At 40.7% G+C, this 22,029-nt stretch carries 17 protein-coding genes; 5 read left to right on the top strand and 12 right to left on the bottom strand.

Annotation, left to right across the window (positions count from 1 at the left end; all coding sequences use genetic code 11):
- Positions 1-24: 24 nt before the first annotated feature.
- The 6 genes from rsmA to hemA all read right to left on the bottom strand — a co-directional run bounded on the left by rsmA (position 25) and on the right by hemA (position 7,129).
- Positions 25-891 (bottom strand): 16S rRNA (adenine(1518)-N(6)/adenine(1519)-N(6))-dimethyltransferase RsmA, encoded by an 867-nt coding sequence (gene rsmA, locus V6W77_RS06395; RefSeq protein ID WP_025236251.1) that lies wholly within the window; start codon positions 889-891, stop codon positions 25-27.
- Positions 892-951: 60 nt separating this feature from the next.
- On the bottom strand, positions 952-1,896 hold the full coding sequence (locus V6W77_RS06390; protein WP_334254132.1) for a peptidylprolyl isomerase: 945 nt from the start codon (positions 1,894-1,896) through the stop codon (positions 952-954).
- Between the two features lie 75 nt (positions 1,897-1,971).
- Positions 1,972-2,520 carry a bifunctional pyr operon transcriptional regulator/uracil phosphoribosyltransferase PyrR gene (gene pyrR, locus V6W77_RS06385; protein WP_334254131.1) on the bottom strand — a complete coding sequence of 183 codons (549 nt, stop codon included), beginning with the start codon at positions 2,518-2,520 and terminating at the stop codon, positions 1,972-1,974.
- 4 nt (positions 2,521-2,524) lie between these two features.
- Positions 2,525-3,952, bottom strand: a complete 1,428-nt coding sequence (gene hldE / locus V6W77_RS06380; protein WP_334254130.1) for a bifunctional D-glycero-beta-D-manno-heptose-7-phosphate kinase/D-glycero-beta-D-manno-heptose 1-phosphate adenylyltransferase HldE — start codon at positions 3,950-3,952, stop codon at positions 2,525-2,527.
- 190 nt (positions 3,953-4,142) lie between these two features.
- Positions 4,143-5,666 (bottom strand): ribosome biogenesis GTPase Der, encoded by a 1,524-nt coding sequence (gene der, locus V6W77_RS06375; protein WP_334254129.1) that lies wholly within the window; start codon positions 5,664-5,666, stop codon positions 4,143-4,145.
- Positions 5,667-5,821: 155 nt separating this feature from the next.
- The gene (gene hemA / locus V6W77_RS06370; RefSeq protein ID WP_025236246.1) at positions 5,822-7,129 is read right to left on the bottom strand and encodes a glutamyl-tRNA reductase; all 1,308 of its coding nucleotides are present in this window, start codon (positions 7,127-7,129) and stop codon (positions 5,822-5,824) included.
- Positions 7,130-7,388: 259 nt separating this feature from the next.
- Here hemA and relA point away from each other — a divergent pair, with 259 nt between their 5' ends.
- Together relA and ispC are read left to right on the top strand one after the other, a co-directional pair.
- On the top strand, positions 7,389-9,587 hold the full coding sequence (relA, locus tag V6W77_RS06365) for a GTP diphosphokinase (protein WP_334233964.1): 2,199 nt from the start codon (positions 7,389-7,391) through the stop codon (positions 9,585-9,587).
- 104 nt (positions 9,588-9,691) lie between these two features.
- Positions 9,692-10,882: a 1-deoxy-D-xylulose-5-phosphate reductoisomerase gene (ispC, locus tag V6W77_RS06360; RefSeq protein WP_334254128.1), complete on the top strand. Its 1,191-nt coding sequence runs from the start codon at positions 9,692-9,694 to the stop codon at positions 10,880-10,882.
- Positions 10,883-10,937: 55 nt separating this feature from the next.
- Here ispC and nhaC read toward each other — a convergent pair whose 3' ends face one another.
- The 6 genes from nhaC to V6W77_RS06330 all read right to left on the bottom strand — a co-directional run bounded on the left by nhaC (position 10,938) and on the right by V6W77_RS06330 (position 19,555).
- The gene (nhaC, locus tag V6W77_RS06355; protein ID WP_334254127.1) at positions 10,938-12,320 is read right to left on the bottom strand and encodes a Na+/H+ antiporter NhaC; all 1,383 of its coding nucleotides are present in this window, start codon (positions 12,318-12,320) and stop codon (positions 10,938-10,940) included.
- Between the two features lie 47 nt (positions 12,321-12,367).
- Positions 12,368-13,960: an FAD-binding protein gene (locus tag V6W77_RS06350; protein ID WP_334254165.1), complete on the bottom strand. Its 1,593-nt coding sequence runs from the start codon at positions 13,958-13,960 to the stop codon at positions 12,368-12,370.
- A gap of 59 nt (positions 13,961-14,019) precedes the next feature.
- Positions 14,020-14,826, bottom strand: a complete 807-nt coding sequence (locus tag V6W77_RS06345) for an ABC transporter ATP-binding protein (RefSeq protein ID WP_334236238.1) — start codon at positions 14,824-14,826, stop codon at positions 14,020-14,022.
- Positions 14,823-16,796, bottom strand: coding sequence for a dipeptide/oligopeptide/nickel ABC transporter permease/ATP-binding protein (locus tag V6W77_RS06340; RefSeq protein WP_283385656.1), 1,974 nt, complete (start codon positions 16,794-16,796; stop codon positions 14,823-14,825). Before V6W77_RS06340 ends, V6W77_RS06345 begins: the two co-directional genes overlap by 4 nt.
- Complete coding sequence (locus V6W77_RS06335; RefSeq protein ID WP_334248157.1) at positions 16,796-17,749, bottom strand: ABC transporter permease; 954 nt, start codon at positions 17,747-17,749, stop codon at positions 16,796-16,798. The genes V6W77_RS06340 and V6W77_RS06335 overlap by 1 nt, the downstream gene beginning before the upstream one ends.
- A gap of 207 nt (positions 17,750-17,956) precedes the next feature.
- Positions 17,957-19,555, bottom strand: a complete 1,599-nt coding sequence (locus V6W77_RS06330) for an ABC transporter substrate-binding protein (protein ID WP_334254126.1) — start codon at positions 19,553-19,555, stop codon at positions 17,957-17,959.
- 224 nt (positions 19,556-19,779) lie between these two features.
- Between V6W77_RS06330 and hemW the strand changes: the two genes are divergently transcribed.
- The 3 genes from hemW (at position 19,780) to gmhB (ending at position 22,029) form a co-directional block, all read left to right on the top strand.
- Entirely contained in the window at positions 19,780-20,937 is a 1,158-nt protein-coding gene (gene hemW / locus V6W77_RS06325) for a radical SAM family heme chaperone HemW (protein WP_334254125.1), read from the top strand.
- A gap of 73 nt (positions 20,938-21,010) precedes the next feature.
- Positions 21,011-21,481, top strand: coding sequence for a thioredoxin-dependent thiol peroxidase (gene bcp / locus V6W77_RS06320; protein WP_025236236.1), 471 nt, complete (start codon positions 21,011-21,013; stop codon positions 21,479-21,481).
- Positions 21,481-22,029 (top strand): D-glycero-beta-D-manno-heptose 1,7-bisphosphate 7-phosphatase, encoded by a 549-nt coding sequence (gene gmhB, locus V6W77_RS06315; RefSeq protein WP_025236235.1) that lies wholly within the window; start codon positions 21,481-21,483, stop codon positions 22,027-22,029. Before bcp ends, gmhB begins: the two co-directional genes overlap by 1 nt.

The raw sequence follows: 22,029 nt of genomic DNA, 5'->3' as shown, positions 1-22,029 counted from the left end.
TATGACCGCTTGTTGTTTTACTTTTTAATAATCTTCATCAACTAATTCTTCTGATGTATCAATAGCCGGTGGATTTTCATATAACCAGTTAGCCAAACGAACATAGTCGGCAATGGTGAGATTCTCTGCACGAGCAGTTAAATCAATGCCTAATGCTTCTAACTGTTCTGCACTAAAGAGAGTAGAGAGGGCATTGCGTAATGTTTTGCGACGTTGGTTAAAGGCTTGTGTGGTTACACGGTTGAGCCAATAAACATCTTTAGCAGGATACGGCAGTTGATTGTAAGGCATTAAGCGTACAACGGCTGAATCCACTTTCGGTGCAGGTTTAAATGCCGTCGGCGGTACTTCAAGCACAGGAATTACTTGACAGTAATATTGAGCCATAATGGTTAATCTGCCGTATGCCTTGCTGTTTGGTGCGGCACATAAACGTTTGACCACTTCTTTTTGTAGCATAAAGTGCATATCTTTAATCAGATCGTGGAACGTCAATAAGTGGAAAATTAATGGCGTAGAGATATTGTAAGGCAAGTTACCGAACACACGAACAGAATCTTTTCCTAAATTTAGGCTTTCAAAATATTCACGGAAATTAAAACGTAATGCATCTTGCTCAATAACTGTCAATTTTTGATTTAAGAAAGGGTGGTGGCGTAAACGTTCAGCCAAATCACGGTCAATTTCCACTACAGTGAGTTTATCAACTAATTCTGCAACGGGTTCTGTTAATGCCGCTAAACCCGGACCAATTTCTAATAAAAATTCGTCTTTTTTCGGGTTAATTGCTGACACAATGCCATGAATGACATTCATATCGTGTAAAAAGTTTTGCCCGAAACGTTTACGAGCGGTATGACCTAAATGTTTTTTTGAATTTTGTGAACTCATTATTATCCCTTTTGAAATAAGAAAAGAACCCCGCTAGGCGAGGTTCTTGTTATTTTTTAATTATTGACCAACGTATTGGATATTTGCGGTTTTTCTTAATGCTTTAATCCAATCTTTCGAGGCTTCTTCTGCTTGTTTATTAACAAGTTGCTGGTAAGCTCGTTGGTGGTAAGCATCTTCAGTTCTATCGCCCTCACGAATATCGGTTACTTTTAAAGTATGCCAACCAAATTGTGATTTAAATGGTGCAGAAATTTGATTTGTTTTCATCTTAGAGGCTACTTTTGCAAAGGCAGGATCGTAGATCTCTAAGAAGTTAAAGCCTAAATCACCACCGTCTGCACCTGATGCGTAATCCATAGAATTCGCTTTTGCTGCTTCTTCAAAAGTTGTTTTGCCAGAGTTAATATCGGCAATTAAGCTATTTAATTTCGCTTTGGCTTGAGCATCGTTTAAAATTGGGTTTGTTTTTAACAAAATATGGCTCACACGATGTTCTTTGCCAACTACCGTTTTTAATTTACCCGCAGCTTTATCTTTCGCCATTAATTCGTTTGCTAATGCTTGAACTTGTTGAGGAGCAACTTGAATGGTTTTTCCAATGCTGATATGGCGAACCTGCTCCATTGCCATTTGTTGAGCAATATTGCGTTTAAATTGTTCTAAAGTAATACCTTGATAATCTAACGCATCTAATAATTGACCGTAGGTAATACCATTCTGGATAGCCACATTTTCAACCGCTTGGTTTACTGCTGCCGGGCTGATTTTTACATTAGCCTCTTTCATTGCTTGTTGTACAAGCATATCGTCAATGACTTGATCGACGGCTGCACGATGAGAGGCTTCAGTTACTTTTTTCTTGCCAAGCATACGCTGAACTTGGCTTTGCATTACAGGGGTATCATTTACTAACGCAACTACACGTTCTTCAAAAGCGTGAGTAGTTTGGGTAAGACTTATTGTTGCAATCGCAACAGCAAACAATGATTTTACTAATTTCATTTTTATAACAATCCTAATGGAGATAATAAGTAATCTTTTCCTTAGAGATAAGTTTATCGAAAAGGTTCACTTAAATTAAGTACTTTCTTTATCCGTTGCAGGAACTAAGATCACTTGATTGATGCCGTCATAAGAGAAGGTTTTTACCTGAATTTGCTCATTTTTTGCAGTAGGGATATTTTTTCCTACATAATCAGCTCGAATTGGCAATTCTCGATGACCACGATCTACTAAAATAACCAATTCAATTCTGGCAGCTCTGCCAAAATCAAGCAATGCATCTAAGGCGGCACGAATAGTTCTACCCGTAAACAGTACATCATCAACCAAAATCACTTTTTTATTGTTAAGATTGAGTTGATTTTCTGCTCCGGTAAATACAGGATCTTGATAGATTAAATCCAAATCATCACGATAGAACGTAATATCCAATGCCATATTCGGCAATTGGATTTGTGCTAACTCTTCAATTCGCTTTTGAATAAGTTCTGCAATTTCAGCCCCACGGCGTTTAATACCAACAATCACGACATCTTGTAAATCCCCGTGCTTTTCAATAATTTGATGGGAAATACGAGAAATAATCCGCTGAAATTGCTCTGTATCAATAATGATTTTTTCCATAACACTATAATGATTGAATTTTCTTAATCACATTCGTTGTAGAACAACCGTTTTCAAAGTTTAGCACCCGAACATCTCCACCGTTTGCCCATACTTCTTGGCTACCTGCGATTTCTTCAGGTTTATAATCGCCACCTTTTACTAATAAATCAGGCAAGATTTCACCAATTAAACGTTGCGGTGTATCTTCATCAAAAGGCACTACCCAATCCACAGACGCTAAGCCGGCTAATACAGCCATACGAGCATCTAAATCATTAATTGGGCGATCTTCGCCTTTCAAGCGTTTAACCGAATTATCAGTATTCACTGCCACAATTAAGCGGTCGCCTAATTTGCGTGCATTTTCTAAATAAGAAACGTGCCCCGGGTGGAGAATATCAAAACAACCGTTTGTCATTACAATTTTCTCACCACGTTTTTTTGCCTCTAACACAATAGCTTTTAGCTCTTCTTCGGAGACTACACCAAAGCCTGTCGTGGCTCGTTGATGAATGGCATTTTCTAATTCAACAGGACTAACGGTTGATGTGCCAAGTTTGCCAACCACAACACCAGCTGCTGCATTGGCTAAATAACAAGCTTCTTCGTAAGCTCTACCATCAGCAATCGCTGTAGCTAATACGCTAATTACGGTATCTCCCGCACCAGTTACATCATAAACTTCTTTTGCTTGAGTTGGTAAGTGATAAGGCTCTTGATTTGGACGAAGTAATGTCATTCCTTTTTCTGAGCGAGTAACTAGCAAGGCAGAAAGCTCAAAATCAGCAATCATTTTCAAGCCTTTAGCCACGATTTCATCATCATCTTTACAATGCCCAACAACGGCTTCAAATTCCGACATATTTGGAGTGAGTAAAGTTGCTCCACGATAACGCTCAAAATCCGTGCCTTTAGGATCAATTAACACAGGTACATTAGCCTTGCGTGCAATCTGGATCATCTGTTGCACTGATTCAAGCGTGCCTTTACCGTAATCCGATAAGATTAACGCTCCGTAAGCGGTAATTTCTTGCGAAAGTTTTGCAAGTAGGGCAGTTGAATCAACATTTTGAAAACCTTCCTCAAAATCTAAGCGTAATAATTGCTGATGACGAGATAAAATCCGCAATTTCGTAATAGTTGGGTGTGAATCAATTGCGACACAATGATTTTGGATATTATGTGAATTAAGTAACGTATCTAAAGCACGCCCGGCATCATCTTGACCAATTAAACCGTGAAGGGCAACTGGCACACCAAGGCTCGCAATATTCATTGCTACGTTTGCAGCACCACCTGCACGCTCTTCAATATCTTGCACCTTAACGACCGGCACAGGTGCTTCCGGCGAAATACGGTTTGTCGCACCAAACCAGTAACGGTCTAACATTACGTCGCCTAGTACTAGAACTTTAGCATTATTAAATTTTGGAGAGTATTGCATCATCATATAGAAATCCTTTGATATTTCACCCTCGCCCTTTGTGAGAGAGGTACAGAAATTTACTTCGTGCAGAAGTAAATTTCAGGGAGAGGAAAGTGCAAAATTTTCATAAAAAATAACCGCTTGCCTCTCTCTGAAAAATGTTTCTGTACGAAACATTTTTCGGTCTCTCTCCCAAAGGGCGAGAGAGCATAATTTATTTCTTACTTTTCTTAATAAACTTCATCAAACGCTTACGTTTGCGTAATTGGTTCGGGGTGAGTTTATTTTTCTTGCCCGCAAATGGGTTGTTCCCTTCTTGGAACAAAATGCGAATCGGCGAGCCGATAATTTTCAAACTCTTACGGAAATAGTTACTCAAATAGCGTTTGTAAGAATCCGCTAATTTTTCTACCTGATTGCCGTGAATTACAATAATCGGCGGATTATAACCACCCGGGTGAGCATATTTTAATTTCACTCGGCGACCGTTTACCAATGAAGGTTGGTGTTCATCTGCTGCCATACGCAAAATACGGGTCAGCATTGAGGTAGACGTTTTTTGGGTGGCACAAGCGTAAGCTTCTTTCACCGAATCAAACAAATTACCCACACCGGAGCCGTGTAATGCAGAAATAAAGTGCACACGGGCAAAGTCGATAAAATCTAAACGGCGATCTAATTCTGATTTCACTTGATCTTTAATATCTTGCGATAAGCCGTCCCATTTGTTTACTACAATTACAAGTGAACGACCTGCATTTAAAATAAAGCCGAGTAGCGATAAATCCTGATCAGAAATCCCTTCACGAGCATCAATGGTTAAAAGCACCACATTGGCATCTTGAATGGCTTGTAAGGTTTTGATGACTGAGAATTTTTCAACCGCTAAATTGACCTTGCCACGTTTACGCACGCCGGCAGTATCAATGATGGTATATTGCTGACCATCACGCTCCATTGGAATGTAGATAGAATCACGGGTTGTACCCGGCATATCATACACTACCACACGCTCTTCCCCTAAAATGCGGTTAGTGAGGGTTGATTTGCCTACGTTTGGTCTGCCGACAATCGCAATTTTGATATTTTTATCTTCAATGGACTCTTCAGCATCTTCTTCCAATGCTTCATCTAATAATGCGGTATCTTCTTCATTGTCGAAGTCGAAATCAGTATCCCATTCGTCAGCTGCTTCATCATTTGCAAAATTTTCATCGTTTTCGACCGCTTGATCTGCATTTAGCTGTTCGCCAAGTGGAGCAAGCACTTGCTCGATAAGTTGTGTTACGCCACGCCCTTGAGCGGCAGCGATTTGTTCTACTTCGCCTAAACCGAGCTGATAAAACTCTGCACAGTGAGAGTCAGCATCAATACCGTCTGTTTTATTAGCAACCACCACAGTGGTTTTTTCACGTTGGCGTAAATATTGTGCGATACCAATATCCGCAGGCAATAAGCCGGCACGAGCATCGACTAAGAAAAGCACTACATCAGCTTCTTCAATCGCGAGTAGCGATTGTTCTGCCATTTTTTCTTCCACACCTTCTTCTGTGCCATCAATACCGCCTGTGTCGATCACGATAAAATCATAGCCCGCAATATTGGCGTGTCCGTATTTACGATCGCGGGTTAAGCCTGGAAAGTCTGCTACTAACGCATCTCGGGTACGGGTTAAGCGGTTAAATAAGGTAGATTTACCTACATTTGGTCTGCCAACTAGGGCAACAACAGGAGTCATTTTTTATCCTCTAAATTCAGTGATTTGCAATGTGTTGCAAAAATTGGCTTATTATAGCGGAAATTTGAGGAAAGTTAAAATCAGAAGAAAGGATAAGAAATATAGATTGGCGTGGGGACGCACAGCGTGCGTCCAAAATTTAACTTATAGGTAAATTATTCTTCCAACCTGAGAGCTTTAGAAAAACTTTGCAAGCCCGTTGAATTTCCACTTTTTGCCATAGATTGCAAGGCTTGGGTTGGTGCGTGGAGCAGTTGGTTTGTTAGTTTGTAACTTAATTCACTCAAAACACGTTGGCTATCTTGCCCTTGATTTATTGCTTGGAGAGCTTTCTCTAATAACTCTTGGCGGATTTGTTCCGCATCTTGGCGATAGCGTTTGATAAGATCACTTGACTGCTGCTGCTTTAACCACTCAAAGAAGGCTTTGCTTTCTTCTTTGACGATTTCAGCCGCTTGTTTCGCCGCTTCTTCTCGCTGAGCCATATTGCGTTGAATGATATTTTGTAAATCATCCACACTATAAGAATAAACCCCATCTAATTCGCCGGCTTTTTCATCAATATCACGAGGAACAGCAATATCAATGAGCAATAGTGGGTCAAATTGACGTTGTTTCTGAGCAAATTCAACCATCTCTTTTGTAATTAGCATATCTGGGCTACCGGTGGAGCTAATGACTACATCCGCTTGGTTTAAGCCTAATTGCAATGCACTCAGTGAGAGAATTTGCATCGGGGCATTTAATTTTTCTGCCAACATTTCTGCTCGAATATGAGTACGGTTTGCTACCATAATATTTTTCGCACCGTGTTGAATTAAATAACGAGCTACTAATTCAATGGTTTCACCCGCACCAACAAGCAAGAAGCGTAATTTACCGAAATTATCGAAGATTTGGCGAGCTAAACCACAAGCAGCGTAGGCAACAGAAACTGCTTGGCTACCAATTTCGGTTTCAGAACGCACGCGTTTTGCCGTTGCAAAGGTACGTTGGAATAAGCGAGAGAGCTTTGTAGACATCGTTTTGCGATGTTGTTGGTAAAAATCTTCGCTATATTGATAAGCCTGTTTTACCTGTCCTAAAATTTGAGGTTCACCTAAAATGAGAGAATCTAAACCGCTTGCCACTTTCATTAAATGGTTAGCCGCTTCTAAATTTTGTTTGAAATAGAGGCATTCACGTAGTTCATTTTCATCAAGATGATGAATTTGAGCAAACCATTGGAAGCATTGTTCACGCCACTGAATATTTTCCTCGCTCTCTTCACGAGGAGAAATATTAGGCTGGTGGAAATAGAGTTCGGTGCGGTTACAGGTAGAAAGAATAACAACGCTTTCGGCTAATCCGCTTTCTTGAATTTGAGTAAGAGCGAGATCACGTTTGTCATCAACAAATGCGACTTTCTCTCTTAAACCCACAGAAGCGGTTTTATGATTAATCCCTAAAGCTAAAATTGTCATTGTTTCCCACAGAAAAGATAAAATTTAAAAATAAAAACGTAGTCATTTTAATCAAGAGAGAGATGTCGTGCAAATGATTGTGTTGATAGGTTTGATTTATCACAAGGTTGATACCTCTTAAGGAGTAATTTAAGTGGTAAGCTATACGCTAAATTTTTATAAAAAGGGTAAATTTTTTCTGAAATTAGACGTATAATTACACTCCATATCAAGCGATAACAAGCGGTCTGATTTTGACGAAAATTTACAAGGAGGCTTTATGGTAGCAATTCGTTATTCCCACCAACTTGATCCAAATAATTTTGAATTAGCAAGCTGGTGTGCGAGCCTGAATATGTCTCCTGTAACGAGTGAACGCATTCAACACGCTTGGGATTACGCTCAAGAAAAGCTCGATGCCGATTACAGTTTGATGTGGTATGGCATTGAGATGGTAGAAGTGTTACACGGCTTAAATATGGACGATGACAGTCTGGTTGCAGCACTTTTATTTCCGCTTGTGAAGCATAACATTATTGATCTTGTTCAATTAAAAGAAGATTTCAATAATCATATCAAAAACCTAGTGAAAGGCGTGCTGGAAATGGAAAATATCCGCCAGCTCTCTGCTCACAATGTATCTGATTTACAAATTGATAATATCCGCCGTATGTTGCTGGCAATGGTAGATGATTTCCGCTGTGTAGTTATCAAACTTGCCGAACGAATTGCTTATTTGCGTGATGGCAGCCATCACACGGAGGAAGATACGGTATTAGCTGCTAAAGAATGTTCCCACGTTTATGCTCCACTTGCCAACCGCTTAGGCATAGGGCAACTTAAATGGGAGCTGGAAGATTACTGCTTCCGCATTTTACACCCTGTCTCTTACACTCAAATAGCGAAGTTTGATTTAGGTGAACGCCGTGTGGATCGTGAACGCTATATTGCAAATTTTGTAGCAGATTTGACCGCTTGTTTAGCGGGTGAAATTGATAATGTGCAGATTTATGGTCGTCCGAAACATATCTACAGCATTTGGAAAAAAATGCAGAAAAAGCGTCTGAGATTCAATCAGCTTTTTGATGTGCGAGCCGTACGAGTGATTGTGCCAACTTTAGAAGATTGCTACACCGCCTTAGGCATTATTCATACTAAATATACTCACTTGCCGGAACATTTTGATGATTATATTGCTAACCCAAAACCTAACGGCTATCAATCATTGCATACTGTTGTATTAGGTGAAGGCGATAAAACCATTGAGGTGCAAATTCGCACCCAAAAAATGCACGATGATGCGGAGCTTGGCGTGGCGGCTCACTGGAAATATAAAGAAGGAGCAACCGCAGGGCGTTCAGGCTACGAAGAAAAAATTGTGTGGCTACGGAAATTGCTTGAGTGGCAAAACGATCTTGCCGATTCTGGCGATATGGTGGCAGAAATGCGGACACAAATTTTTGATGACCGTGTTTATGTCTTTACGCCAAGAGGCGAGGTAATCGATCTACCACAAAAAGCAACACCGCTGGATTTTGCTTACGCAATTCATAGTGAAATCGGGCATCGTTGTATTGGTGCAAAAGTAGCCGGGCGAATTGTGCCCTTTACTTACCATTTACAGATGGGCGATCAGGTTGAAATTATCACGCAAAAAGAGCCAAACCCAAGCAGAGATTGGCTCAATCCAAATGCTGGTTTCGTTAATACCGGCAAAGCTCGTTCAAAAATTATTGCGTGGTTTAAGAAATTAGATCGTGAAAAGAATATTCCGATTGGTAAAGAAGCTCTTGAAGCTGAAATGGAGAAATTTGGCTTCACGCTCAGACAAATCGAGGAATACGCACTGCCTCGCTATAATTTAAAACAATTTGATGATTTATACGCAGGTATTGGCGGCGGCGATATTCGTCTGCATCAATTAATGCACTATTTGCAATCAAAATTAATTAAACCAACGGCTGAACAAGAAGATGAGGCGGTACTAAAACAGGTTAATAAAAACAACAACCAGCCAAAACCAAGTAAAGGTTATGTGGTTGTTGAAGGGGTGGGGAATTTGATGCATTCCATTGCTCGTTGTTGCCAGCCGATCCCGGGCGATGAAATTTTAGGCTATATCACGCAAGGACGGGGTATTTCTATTCATCGTGCGGATTGTGAGCAATTACACGAATTACTGAATGCAAATCCGGAACGTGTTGTGGAAGCAGATTGGGGGGAAGGTTATGTTTCAGGCTTGAGTTTGACTATTCGTGTGATTGCAAATGACCGTAACGGTTTATTACGAGATGTGAGTGCGATTATGGCGAATGAAAAAGTAAACGTGTTAGGCGTTTCGAGCCGAACGGATGTCAAACGAAGCCTTGCAACTATTGATATGGAAATTCAGCTCAATAATGTTGCGATTTTAAATAAATTATTAGCCAGAGTATCGCAATTAGATGATGTGATTGAGGCAAAACGACTTTCAAGTTAAATACAAGCGGTCATTTTTTATAAAAATTTTGCAACCGTATAATTGGTAATCCATATAATTAAAATGTAGGGGTGAAAGATCCCTATTAAATACAGAGAAACGTAATGAAAAAATTAGCGATTTTAGGTTCAACAGGTTCTATTGGTAAAAGCACATTATCGGTGGTTGAGCATAATAAAGAACAGTACGAAATTTTTGCCTTAGTCGGCGGAAAAAATGTTTCGTTAATGACCGAGCAATGCCAACAATACAAGCCGATTTTTGCTGCAATGGACGATGAAAAAGCAGCTCAAGAATTGAAAACAGCGTTAGCGAATTTAGGCATAAAAACCGAGGTATTAGCAGGGCAGAAAGCGATTTGTGATCTTTGTGCTCACGCTGATGTGGATATGGTAATGGCAGCAATTGTGGGGGCGGCAGGCTTATTACCAACGCTTTCTGCGGTGAAAGCAGGCAAGAGAGTGCTACTGGCGAACAAAGAATCTCTTGTTACTTGTGGACAGATTTTTATTGATGAAGCTCGCAAATCCGGTGCGAAATTACTCCCTGTAGATAGTGAACACAATGCGATTTTCCAATCGCTACCGCCTGAAGCTCAAGAGAAAGTGGGGTTTTGCCCGCTTGTAGAGTTAGGCGTAAGCAAAATTATTTTAACAGGATCGGGCGGTCCGTTCCGTACTAAGCCATTAAATGAATTTGATGCGATTACACCTGCTCAAGCCGTTGCTCACCCAAATTGGTCGATGGGGAAAAAGATCTCGGTCGATTCTGCCACAATGATGAATAAAGGTTTGGAGTACATTGAAGCTCGTTGGCTGTTTAATGCAACGGCAGACGAGATGGAAATTATTATTCACCCACAATCAATCATTCACTCAATGGTACGGTATATTGATGGTTCGGTTATTGCTCAAATGGGAAATCCTGATATGTGTACGCCGATTGCACACACTATGGCATATCCAAACCGAATTAATGCAGGTGTGTTGCCGCTTGATTTCTTTAAACTAAAAGAGCTGACTTTTATTGAGCCTGATTTTGCTCGTTATCCGAACTTAAAATTAGCGATTGAGGCTTTTGCCGAAGGGCAATATGCAACTACGGCGATGAATGCGGCAAATGAAGTTGCCGTTGAGGCGTTTTTAAATGGGCAAATCCGCTTTACCGATATTGTAAATGTAAATCGAACAGTGGTGGAAAATATTGCTCCAATCCAAGTGAAAGAAATTGCAGATGTATTGCATATTGATAAGCTTGCCAGAGAATTATCAAAACAAGCGGTTCTCCAACTCTAATTAGAAAAAATGCCTACAAATTTGTAGGCATTTTTTTATCGCTTAGTTTTACATTTTAGTTTGCTTTTTTACTAATAGTTACCCCTGTAAATCCAAAAATTAAGGTGAGGATTAAACAGATATAACAGAAGAACGCATAAGGTAAATAGTCTAACACCGGTACATTGAGTACGCTGCTGATAAACACACCACACACACTCCAAGGCACTAATGGGTTGATTACCGTACCGGCATCTTCAATAGTGCGAGATAAATTTTTAAGATCTAAACCTAAACGCTCGTAAGTTGAACGGAAGGTATTTCCTGATAATAATAAACTTAAATATTGCTCGCCGATCAAGACGTTAATACCAACTGCGGTACTTGCCACCACAAAAGTAACACGTCCGGTGTTGGTTAAGAAGCCACTAATACCTTTTAGCAGGGCAGGTAAAATACCTAGAATTTGCAATAAGCCGCCTAAACTTAAGGCTAATAGCACAATAGTAATGGTAAAGAACATACTATTAATTCCTCCACGAGAAACTAATGATGCTACTTCGCCTAAATCTACACCTTCAACGGGTTTATAGCCGGTAAAGAAATAATTGCCTAGTTGTTCAAGGGTTGGTGAACTGTGAATATAGGTAATAACCAGGGAGAGCATTACTGTAGTAACAATAATATAAATGGAATTAACACGCTTAATTGCCATTAAAATTAAGGTAACAAAAGGTAACAAAGAGTAGCCGTGTATTAATCCTGTTTCTTGTAAATTAGCTTTTAAACTCTCAATATTTGCTAAATTTTGAGCATCAGCCGGCTCAGTTAAAAACCAAAGAATAAGAGCTGTTAAAATCCACGCCGGAATAGTGGTATAAAGCATATTGCGGATATGAGCGAACATATCAATTCCTACAACAGAAGCTGCAATAGTTGTAGTGTCTGATAGTGGAGACGTTTTGTCGCCAAAAAATGCACCTGAAACAACCGCACCGGCTACAATAGCAGGGTTAGCCCCAAATGCTGAAGCCATACCGATAAAAGCAACGCCGATAGTTGCAGTCGTAGTTAAACTACTGCCTAAGGCGATACCTACCACAGAACTTAAGGCAAAAGCAGAGATGTAAAATAATTCAGGCGAAATCACACTTAAACCATAATACATTAAAGTAGGAATCGCACCCGACATCATCAATGCGGAAACTAATAATCCGATAAAAAAGAACAAGTAAACTGCACCGATACCGGACATCAGCCCATTTGCCATACCTTCTTGCATGTTTTTAAACGGAATTTTATTAAGCAATCCGAAAAGTAACAGAATGACAATAACCGCTAAAATCGAAATTTGTGGCACCCAACCAAGCCCAATCATTGTAAAACCTAAGATAAAGACCGTTAAAAGCGAAAGTATAACCGCTGTCATCGGTTTTAATTTAAGTAGGTAGTTATTCATTTATACTCCTAATTTATTATTTTTTATGAAAAGTGAACTATTATAGACTAATTTTGTGCATCTAAGTAGTGTGCCCCCAAACTCTTCTCATTGAGCATATTATTTACCACTAATTGAGCGGTTTTTAGTGCATTGTAAACTTCAATGCCTTGATATTGAGCGTGATGGATTGGGTCAAATTGTTGTTCCAAACGATTTAATTCATCAAGCAGATGTTGAAGGTTACTTCGAGTGCGGTAAACATTAGCATATAATGCCATTTTTTCTCGAATAGAGGAAAGCACTTCACCGGCGGTTAGTTTAAGATTAGCATTTGAGTTAGCAAGCTGATTTAATGCTTTTTCTGCCATTACAAGCGGTGAAATTTCGGCATTTTTTTGTAAATTAGCTTGTTCTAGTGAGCGAGAAATTTCCGCTACCGCACGTTTGGCAAATACCAAACCGCCGCCAACTGAATTTCCGCCCATACGGTTTGCACCTTCAATACAATGAGCAATTTCGCCGATTGCAAATAAGCCTTTCACCGAACTTTCACCCCATTGGTTGATTTGAATGCCACCGTTGCAGCTGTGAGCAAAAGGTTTAATCGCAATTCTATCTTTGACTAAATCAATTCCCACTTCATTTTTCAGCCAATTCAAATAAACGGTGTAAAATTCTTCTGTATCTGCATAGAGTTTTGGGCTGTATTTGAGATAAATACCTTTTTCATTTGGATTTTCCAGCAAATGCTTCATCATCACTAAGTCAAATTCCACGCACTCAAAATCCAAACTGAAAGGAGCATAATGACTACGTTCCAACATCATTTTACTAAATTGCGTTTGGCTTAAATGAGGGAATAAATTATTGCCTTGCGAATCGGTAATTTCTGTTACATATTTCAACGTATGTTCGCCAAATAAGACTTTATATTTGGGCTCAACAAAAGCAGGAATGAACTGGATAAAAGCAAGATTGACTAAAGTCGCCCCGGCTTGCTTGGCAACAGAATGGAGTGAGCCTATTACATCAGCAGGGTAGAGGTTATCTTTATAAAGTCCGGCAATCCCGCCTGCGGCTAAAATAATATGATTGGTTTTGCAAAAAATATAAGAAATTTGACCGCTTGTAACCAGAGAAAATACTGCCCCTTGTACTTGATTATTGTCTGTTACGATATGTAAAAGGGTGGCATTTTCATAGAAAGGAATCTGCTGCTCTTGTAAAATTTGTTTTGCTCGTATGGCAGCCTCTCGCCAATCTTTAATTAAATAAATCGGGCGAGCATATTTAGCAAAGCAAGCCGGGCGGTTGTCGTTCCGCCTCCAAGGCTTAAAACCAATTCGGTCTAATAACTCAATAGCTTTCGGCGAGTCTTCAATATAAGCCTGCACTACATTGGCGTTGATTTTGCCTTTGCCGATATGTTCAATATCTTCTCTAAAAAGAGCGTGGTCGGCTTCATCGCCGGTTACTTGAATACCTAACGTGGCTTTTAGAGGAAAATAACTTGCACCGGAACCAATGGTGGATTTGCTAATCAGCAACGGATTTAAGCCTTTGCTCTTTGCTTCAACAGCCGCAGAAAGCCCGGCAATGCCAGAGCCGACAATGAGTAAATCAGTATCTATTGTTTGGATAATTTTGATCATAGAAATAAAAAAACAAGCGGTAAAATTTTCAGCAAATTTTACCGCTTGTAGGACTAAAAGTACAATTACAATAATGATGGAGCTGCGTCTAACAGAATGCGGGTGTATTCATCTTGTGGGCTATCGAAGACTTGTGAGGCTTCGCCTTGCTCGATGATTTTACCGCCATTCATTACCACAATGCGGTCAGACACTTGACGAACAGTTTGCAAATCGTGAGAGATAAACACCATTGCAAGGTTTAACTCTTTTTTCAGATCGGCAAGTAAGTTCAGAACTTGAGCTCGAACAGATACATCCAGTGCGGAAGTCGGCTCATCTGCTACTATCAAATTTGGATTAAGAGCCAATGCACGAGCGATCGCCACACGTTGCTTTTGACCACCTGATAAACGAGTTGGTTCAACTAAGGCAGCAGAGCGAGGTAAACCTACACGGTTTAAGAGTTCGTAAACTCTTTTTTCACGCTCGCTTGGCTCTAACACATTGTGGATGTCCATCGGATCTTTCAAGATATCCAGTACACGCATACGAGGGTTAAGGGCGGTTGCCGGATCTTGGAAGATAACCGATACTTGGCGACCAAACTGTTTACGGGCTTCTGCACTGCCATATTTCATCTGTAAGCCGTTGAATTTTACCGTACCTGAAGTCGGTTTTTGTAAGCCGATGATGACGCTTGCCAATGTTGATTTACCACAACCGGATTGCCCTACAATGCCGACTGTTTCACCAGCGTGAATATCTAAACTCACGCCATTTACCGCACGGAATTTTTTCGGGTTGAATAGTGTTCCATCGCGGGAGCGAAACTCGACAACAATATCTCTCAGCTCAATAATTGGCTGTTCTTTAATGGGTTTCATACTCATAGTTTAGCTCCCTGATTTTCTTCTAAGTGAGATGCCCAAACGTGTTGTGGGTGTTCTCCAGTTGGAACAAGTTTCAACTGTTGTTTCGGATTCGCATCAGGACGCAATGAGCGGCTGGCGAAACGGTCGCCGTCTGCAAAGTCAAACGGAGAAGGCACACTGCCCGGAATTTGATATAAGCGTTCTGCACGGCATTCGGTTGAAAGTACTGAACCTAATAAGCCTCGTGTATATTCGTGCGTTGGGTGCATTAGCAAGTCGCTGGTTGGCGATGCTTCTACTACTTGACCTGCATACATAACCGTGATGTGGTGAGCAATTTGAGCAACTAAGGCTAAATCGTGGCTCACAAACACCATTGCAAAGCCGAGTTTTTCACGCAATTCGTTAAGCAATTTAATTACTTCTGCTTGAACGGTTACGTCTAATGCAGTGGTTGGTTCATCCGCAATTAATAGTTTTGGTTCACGAGCCAATGCCATTGCAATTAACACACGCTGACGCTGACCACCTGAAAGCTCGTGTGGGTAACGGTTGAGTGTTTTTTCAGGATCAAGATGTACCCATTTGAGTAATGTCTCTGCCGATTGTTTACCGCCACGACTGATCAACTGCTCCATTTGCTCACGAATACGCATTGATGGGTTTAAGGCACTTAATGCATCTTGATAAATCATCGAGATTTCGTGACCACGAAGATCGTTCAACTTGTCAGTTTTTAATAAATCGTGTTGATTGCCCGCACGGTCAGTAAACAAAATTTCCCCGGTGATTTTGGCTGTTTTTGGTAATAAGCCCATAATTGAGAAGGCAGAAATTGATTTACCACAACCAGATTCACCTACTAAGCCCATTGTTTCGCCTTCGTGTACGGTAAAGCTGATGTTATCTACTAATGGTGTTTCACCATAACGGTTCGGAAAACGAATAGATAAGTTTTTCACTTGCAAAATCGGTTTTGCATTTGGATTAAGTTGCATACGGTCAGTACGTACGGTTTCTGCTTGGTTTAATTGTAATAAATAACGTTTTAGTGCCAAGCCTTCAGCCATTGCTTCTTGAACGTCTGTTGAAAGCGGTTTTGACACATCGCTTTTCGCTGCTGTCGGGCTTTTCTTGGTTTTTGGATTGGCTAACGCATCAGTTAAACCTTCAGAAAGAATATTTAATGATAATACCGTTAAAAGTACACATAAACCTGAGAATGTCGTTGCCCACCAGAAGCCGCTTAATACTAAGTTACGACCTTCAGATAAGATATTACCCCAAGATGGATGTGGCGGCTGAACCCCTGCACCTAAGAAAGAAAGTGATGCTTCAAGGATGATGGCATCAGCAACCATTACTGTTGCGAACACTAAAACAGGTGCTGCGGTATTACGCACAACGTGTTTTAATAAGATGTAAGTACGGCTACCACCAATTACACGCTCAGCACGCACGTAGTCTTCTTCCCATTGTGAAACCACGTTTGCACGTACCACACGAGCTAACTGTGGTGTGTAAACAATCGCAATTGTGAGGATAATAATCGGTGAAGAGTTGCCGAAAGTCGCTAATAATACAGCTGCAAGTGCGATGCCCGGGAATGCCATTAGAATATCCATCAGACGCATAATCACTTCATTACCGAATTTATCAGCCGTTGCAGCTGTTGCACCTAAAATACTACCAAATACAATCGCACAAGCTACTGCACCTAAGCCGATAAAGAGTGAAGTTCTAGCTCCGTAAACAATACGAGAGAAAATATCACGTCCTAAACGGTCTGTACCGAACCAATATTCTGAACCCGGAGCTTGCACAGGGCGTAGGGTTTGCAGTGGATCATAAGGTGCAACCAATGGTGCGAAAATTGCCACAAGAGCCATAAAAATCAAGAAGATTAAGGCAATTTTGGAGGCGGTTGATAATGCTTTGAATCTTGCCCCGCCAGAAGCAAGTCTGTCTGCTAATCCTTGACGAAACATTATAGACTCCGAATTTTAGGGTTAATAATCAGATAAAGAATATCAACGATGATGTTTACTAATACGAAAGTCAATGCAATGGTTAGTACCACGCCTTGTACTAAGTTTAAGTCCACATTAGTAATTCCGTTGAAAATTAATTTACCCATTCCCGGTAAGTCGAAAATCTGTTCGATAACGACCGCACCACCCAGTAAGTAACCGACACGCAAGCCAAGTACAGTTACCGGTGTAATTAACGCATTACGCAATACATTACGGCGAATAACAGTTGGATAAGGCACGCCGTTACCAATTGCCGTACGCACATAGTCTTTGTCCATCTCTTCAACCATTGCTGTACGTACCACACGAATGAGTGATGCACAAACCGGAATAGCTAATGCAAGCGATGGCAGAACCATTGAGATAGCCCACTCTTTCGGACTTTCACTAAATGGCACATAACCACCGGACGGTAACCAATCCAGTTCAAGTGAGAAGTATTGAATTAATAAAATACCGAGCCAGAAAGAAGGCGTTGCAACAGCTGCAACCGAGAACAGACGAATAATTTGGTCTGCTAAACGATCACGATGAAGAGCGGCAAATACCCCTAATGTGAATGAAATGATCGCAGCTAGAATCACACCAATAAAGGTTAATTGCAATGTGATAGGGAAAGCTTTAGCAATCATTGATGAAATCGGTAATTCAGGCGGTGTAGTTACCCCTAAATCTAACACGAGAAGGTTTCCGAGAAAACGGAAGTATTGAACCAATAACGGATCATTTAACCCACGTTGCTCACGCCATAAATGTTTAGCTTCATCACTGGCTGCATCACCTAATGCAACGGTTGCAGCATCGCCCGGCGTGAACTGTAAAATAATAAAAACTAATGCTGTTACCCCGATAATCATTACCGGCAGAGCCAATACACGGCGGAATAACAGGCGAAGTACAATTTCCATCTTTATCTCCGACTATAAAACATTAGTGGAAGGTTGAGTGCGAATACACTTAGTTGATTTGTTGTCAGTGCGTAAAACGCACTCTATGCTATATAGAAAACACGGAAAAACTTGGGAATAAATCGAAAGTTACAAGCGGTCGGTTTTGGTCGAACTTTTGCAAAAATTTCCCAAAAACCGACCGCTTGTTTAGCCGTGTATCAAGGCTTATTTACGTCCAACGCCTAAGAAAGACATACCTGTGGTTGGTAATGGTTGGAAGTCAGTTAAGGCTTTATCATCCCACGCAGTTGGTAATTTACGATGGATTAGTGGGTAGAGCGGAACTTGTTCAGCGACAATGTTGAACACTTTAGCCCATTCTGCTTTTGCCTCATCGTGAGATTTCGCAGCCACTGCTGCATCTAAGAGTTTTTGCACTTCTGCATACTCTGGCGTATCAGACCAACGATAGCGGTTTTTCGCCCAACCGTCGCCACGATAGAACCAGCTTAATAATAAGTCCACATCGTTACCGAATACAGAAGGGTCGCCCGGTGCTACAACAACTTTGAAGTTACCTGATGCGATAAATTCACCATATAACGCACTTGATTGTAAGTGGCGTAAAGTTACTTTCACACCCGGAATGGAATTCCAAGATTCAAGAATTAATGGTGCACATTCTTTTACCCAAGAAGTATCTGTTGCCAGTAACTCAAACTCTAATTTATCAACACCGGCTTCTTTTAATAATGCCGCAGCTTTTTCTTTATCGAAATCATACTGAGTTGCTGCTTTCACATAATCAGGGTGAGTTTCTTGTAAGTAAGATGTTGCTGCACGTGCATTACCTAAGAACACCACATCGATCATTTTTTGTGTATCTAACGCATAGTGGAATGCTTGACGTACTTTCGGGTTGTTAAACGGAGCTTCCGCACAGTTAAACATTAAGAATAGTAAGCCGAATGATTGAACAGACTCAACTGATTGTCTTTTTGATTTTAAGCGTTGAATATCAAGATATGGCACTGATTCAATTGCTTGAACACGTTTAGACTCTTGTGCAGTTACGCGAGCCGCATCATCTGATAAGAGCGACCAAATCATTTTCTCAGCTTTAGCAGGGTAGATACCGTTGTAGCCTGCGAATGCTTCAAACACGATCTTATCATCTTTAACTGCTGATACAAATTTGTATGGACCGGAACCTACAGGGTTTGCATCAAAGGTGCTTTCACCCACTGCTTCAACAACGTGTTTTGGTACAATTCTGATGATAGTTAAACGTTCGTTAAATAATGCAAACGGATATTTGAGTTTAAACTCAACGACTTTTTCATCAACCGCTTTCACACTTTCAATAAATGGTACGAAACCTGCGAACAGAGATTTGTTCTCCGGGTTTAATACACGTTCAAAAGAGAAAACAACATCCGCACTTGTAACTGGTTTACCATCGTGGAATACCGCACCATCACGTAGTGTTACACGGTAGGTTACATCGTCCACTTTTTCCGGCATTTTTGCCGCTAAACCTAAGTATGGCTCGCGAGTGGCTGGGTGTAAGTCCACGAGTCCTTCAAAAATATGGAGATTTGCCGCCATTGGTGTTGCACCGGTGGTACGCAAGGGATCGAACCCTGTGGAAAGAGAGTAAGAAATACCTGCTTCAATCACAGAGCCTTTTGCAGGAGCTGTTGCCGCTGCTGCCGGTGCTGAGAATGTGCCTAATGTACTACTGAATGCAAAACCTGCACCCACACCAGCCATCAATTTCATAAAACCACGACGTGATTCGTTATGTTCAAATTGTTTTGTCATAGTAAGCTCCTTAAGGTCGCTATATTGGATAGTTTGTTTTTAATATGAAGTGAATTTATCAAAACATATTAATTTTTTGAAACGAAATCATCATATCATTAACAACAAAGTGGTAAAGCGGTAATTTTTGAATTTGTGATCTAGCTCACGAAAAAATATCTACTTCCCACTTTATTTGCTTTTCGTTATTATTTACGCCTCTTAAACATAACGAAATATATAACGTGAAACTCATTTTACCGCCTTTAAGCCTTTATATCCATATCCCTTGGTGTGTGCAAAAATGCCCTTACTGCGATTTTAACTCCCACGCTCAAAAAGGGTTAATTCCTGAACAAGAATATATCGAACATCTCCTTGCAGATTTATCTCAAGATTTAACCGCTTACCAAGTGGCAATCGGCGACCGTAAATTGCACTCCATTTTTATTGGCGGAGGTACGCCAAGTCTTTTTTCAGCAGAAGGCATTGCTTATTTACTCAAAGAAGTAGAAAAGCGAATTCCTTTTGAACCGAATATTGAAATTACGTTGGAAGCTAATCCGGGAACAGCCGAAGCAGAGCGATTTTTAGGTTACGCACAAGGTGGCGTTACCCGCATTTCAATGGGTATTCAAAGTTTTGAGCCTGAAAAACTGCTCAAGCTTGGGCGTATTCACGATAGCCAAGAGGCAAAACAAGCGGTCATTTTCGCCCAAAATTCTGCAAAATCAGGCTTGAACAGTTTTAATATTGATTTAATGCACGGTTTACCGAACCAATCGGTAAAACAAGCATTAAGTGATTTAGAACAGGGAATAGCTCTCAATCCACCTCATTTATCGTGGTATCAACTCACTATTGAGCCGAATACGATGTTCTATTACCGCAAGCCAACTTTGCCCGATGATGATGAATTATGGGATATTTTTGAGCAGGGGCATCAACTTTTAACGGCGGCAGGCTATGAGCAATACGAAACTTCCGCCTATGCAAAAAAAGGCTACCGGTGTCGCCATAATCTCAATTACTGGCGGTTTGGCGATTATTTGGCAATAGGCTGTGGGGCTCACGGTAAAATTTCTTACCCGACAGGCGAAATTTACCGCTTTAGCAAAACCAAACACCCGAAAGGCTATATGCGAGGAGAGTATCGTTATAGCCAAGATTTGATTGAGTTAGACGACCGCCCATTTGAATTTTTTATGAACCGCTTTAGATTGCTTGAAGCCACGCCAAAACAAGAGTTTGAATGGTTTACAGGATTAGATCGGGAAATCGTCCAACCAACAATGGATTGGGCGTTAAACCAAAATTATATTTCTGAAACCCCAACCCATTGGCAAATAACTCAACACGGCAAACTCTTCTTAAATGAATTGCTGGAAGGGTTTTTAGAATAATTTGCAAAAAAATACCCAGAATCGACCGCTTGTAGTAGAATACAAGCGGTTATTTTTTATGGAAAAATTACAAATGAATATCTTAAAAGTTGGCGATAAAGCTCCTCAATTTACCCTTCAAAATCAGGTTGATGAAGCGGTTTCACTTTCCCAATTTACAGGCAAAAAAGTGTTAGTTTATTTCTACCCCAAAGCTCTCACTCCGGGTTGTACTACACAGGCGTGTGGGTTGCGTGATAGCAAATCAGAACTTGATGAACTCAACGTAGTCGTGCTTGGAATTAGCCCTGATTTACCGAAAAAACTGGCTCAATTTGTCGAGAAAAAAGAGCTTAATTTCACTTTGTTATCAGACCCAGACCACCAAGTGGCAGAGGCTTTTGGTGTATGGGGCGAGAAAAAGTTTTTAGGCAAAACCTATGATGGCATTCATCGCATCAGTTTTTTAGTGAATGAACAAGGCGTGATTGAGCAGGTTTTTGATAAATTCAAAACAAGCGAACATCATCAAATGGTGGTCGATTTTATTAAAGGATCAAATTGATGGCTAAAAAAGCAATTTTTCTTGATCGTGATGGCACAATTAATATCGATCACGGCTATGTGCATAAAATTGATGATTTCCAGTTCATTGACGGTGTTGGCAAAGCGTTAAAGCAGCTTCAAGATAAAGGTTATTTGCTCGTGCTGGTTACCAATCAATCCGGCATTGCTCGGGGTTATTTCAGCGAAGAACAATTTATGCAGCTCACTGAGTGGATGGATTGGTCGCTCGATGAAGATTACGGCGTGGTGCTAGACGGCATTTACTACTGCCCACACCATCCGGAGGGAAAAGGCGAATACCGTGAAGATTGCGATTGTCGCAAGCCAAAAGCAGGAATGTTTGAGCAAGCAATTAAAGATCTGAATATCGATCCTAGCCAATCTTATATGGTGGGCGATAAATTGGAAGACTTACTAGCAGCGGAAAATGCCGGCGTGAAAACCAAAGTATTGGTAAGAACAGGCAAAGCCGTTACCGCAGAAGGTGAAGCAAAAGCCGATTTAGTGCTAGACAGCCTAGTGGATTTAGTTAGATACATTAAATAA

It is taken from the genome of Mannheimia indoligenes (assembly GCF_036880405.1).
Classification (GTDB): domain Bacteria; phylum Pseudomonadota; class Gammaproteobacteria; order Enterobacterales; family Pasteurellaceae; genus Mannheimia; species Mannheimia indoligenes.
The sequence above is the reverse complement of the archived record's forward strand: the minus strand, read 5'-3'. Positions and strand labels throughout refer to the sequence as shown.

Bases quoted from the DNA above. Each gene is read 5' to 3' on its own strand.
- rsmA (WP_025236251.1), bottom strand. From the start codon at position 891: ATGAGTTCACAAAATTCAAAAAAACATTTAGGTCATACCGCTCGTAAA.
- V6W77_RS06390 (WP_334254132.1), bottom strand. From the start codon at position 1,896: ATGAAATTAGTAAAATCATTGTTTGCTGTTGCGATTGCAACAATAAGT.
- pyrR (WP_334254131.1), bottom strand. From the start codon at position 2,520: ATGGAAAAAATCATTATTGATACAGAGCAATTTCAGCGGATTATTTCT.
- hldE (WP_334254130.1), bottom strand. From the start codon at position 3,952: ATGATGATGCAATACTCTCCAAAATTTAATAATGCTAAAGTTCTAGTA.
- der (WP_334254129.1), bottom strand. From the start codon at position 5,666: ATGACTCCTGTTGTTGCCCTAGTTGGCAGACCAAATGTAGGTAAATCT.
- hemA (WP_025236246.1), bottom strand. From the start codon at position 7,129: ATGACAATTTTAGCTTTAGGGATTAATCATAAAACCGCTTCTGTGGGT.
- relA (WP_334233964.1), top strand. From the start codon at position 7,389: ATGGTAGCAATTCGTTATTCCCACCAACTTGATCCAAATAATTTTGAA.
- ispC (WP_334254128.1), top strand. From the start codon at position 9,692: ATGAAAAAATTAGCGATTTTAGGTTCAACAGGTTCTATTGGTAAAAGC.
- nhaC (WP_334254127.1), bottom strand. From the start codon at position 12,320: ATGAATAACTACCTACTTAAATTAAAACCGATGACAGCGGTTATACTT.
- V6W77_RS06345 (WP_334236238.1), bottom strand. From the start codon at position 14,826: ATGAGTATGAAACCCATTAAAGAACAGCCAATTATTGAGCTGAGAGAT.
- V6W77_RS06340 (WP_283385656.1), bottom strand. From the start codon at position 16,796: ATGTTTCGTCAAGGATTAGCAGACAGACTTGCTTCTGGCGGGGCAAGA.
- V6W77_RS06335 (WP_334248157.1), bottom strand. From the start codon at position 17,749: ATGGAAATTGTACTTCGCCTGTTATTCCGCCGTGTATTGGCTCTGCCG.
- V6W77_RS06330 (WP_334254126.1), bottom strand. From the start codon at position 19,555: ATGACAAAACAATTTGAACATAACGAATCACGTCGTGGTTTTATGAAA.
- bcp (WP_025236236.1), top strand. From the start codon at position 21,011: ATGAATATCTTAAAAGTTGGCGATAAAGCTCCTCAATTTACCCTTCAA.
- gmhB (WP_025236235.1), top strand. From the start codon at position 21,481: ATGGCTAAAAAAGCAATTTTTCTTGATCGTGATGGCACAATTAATATC.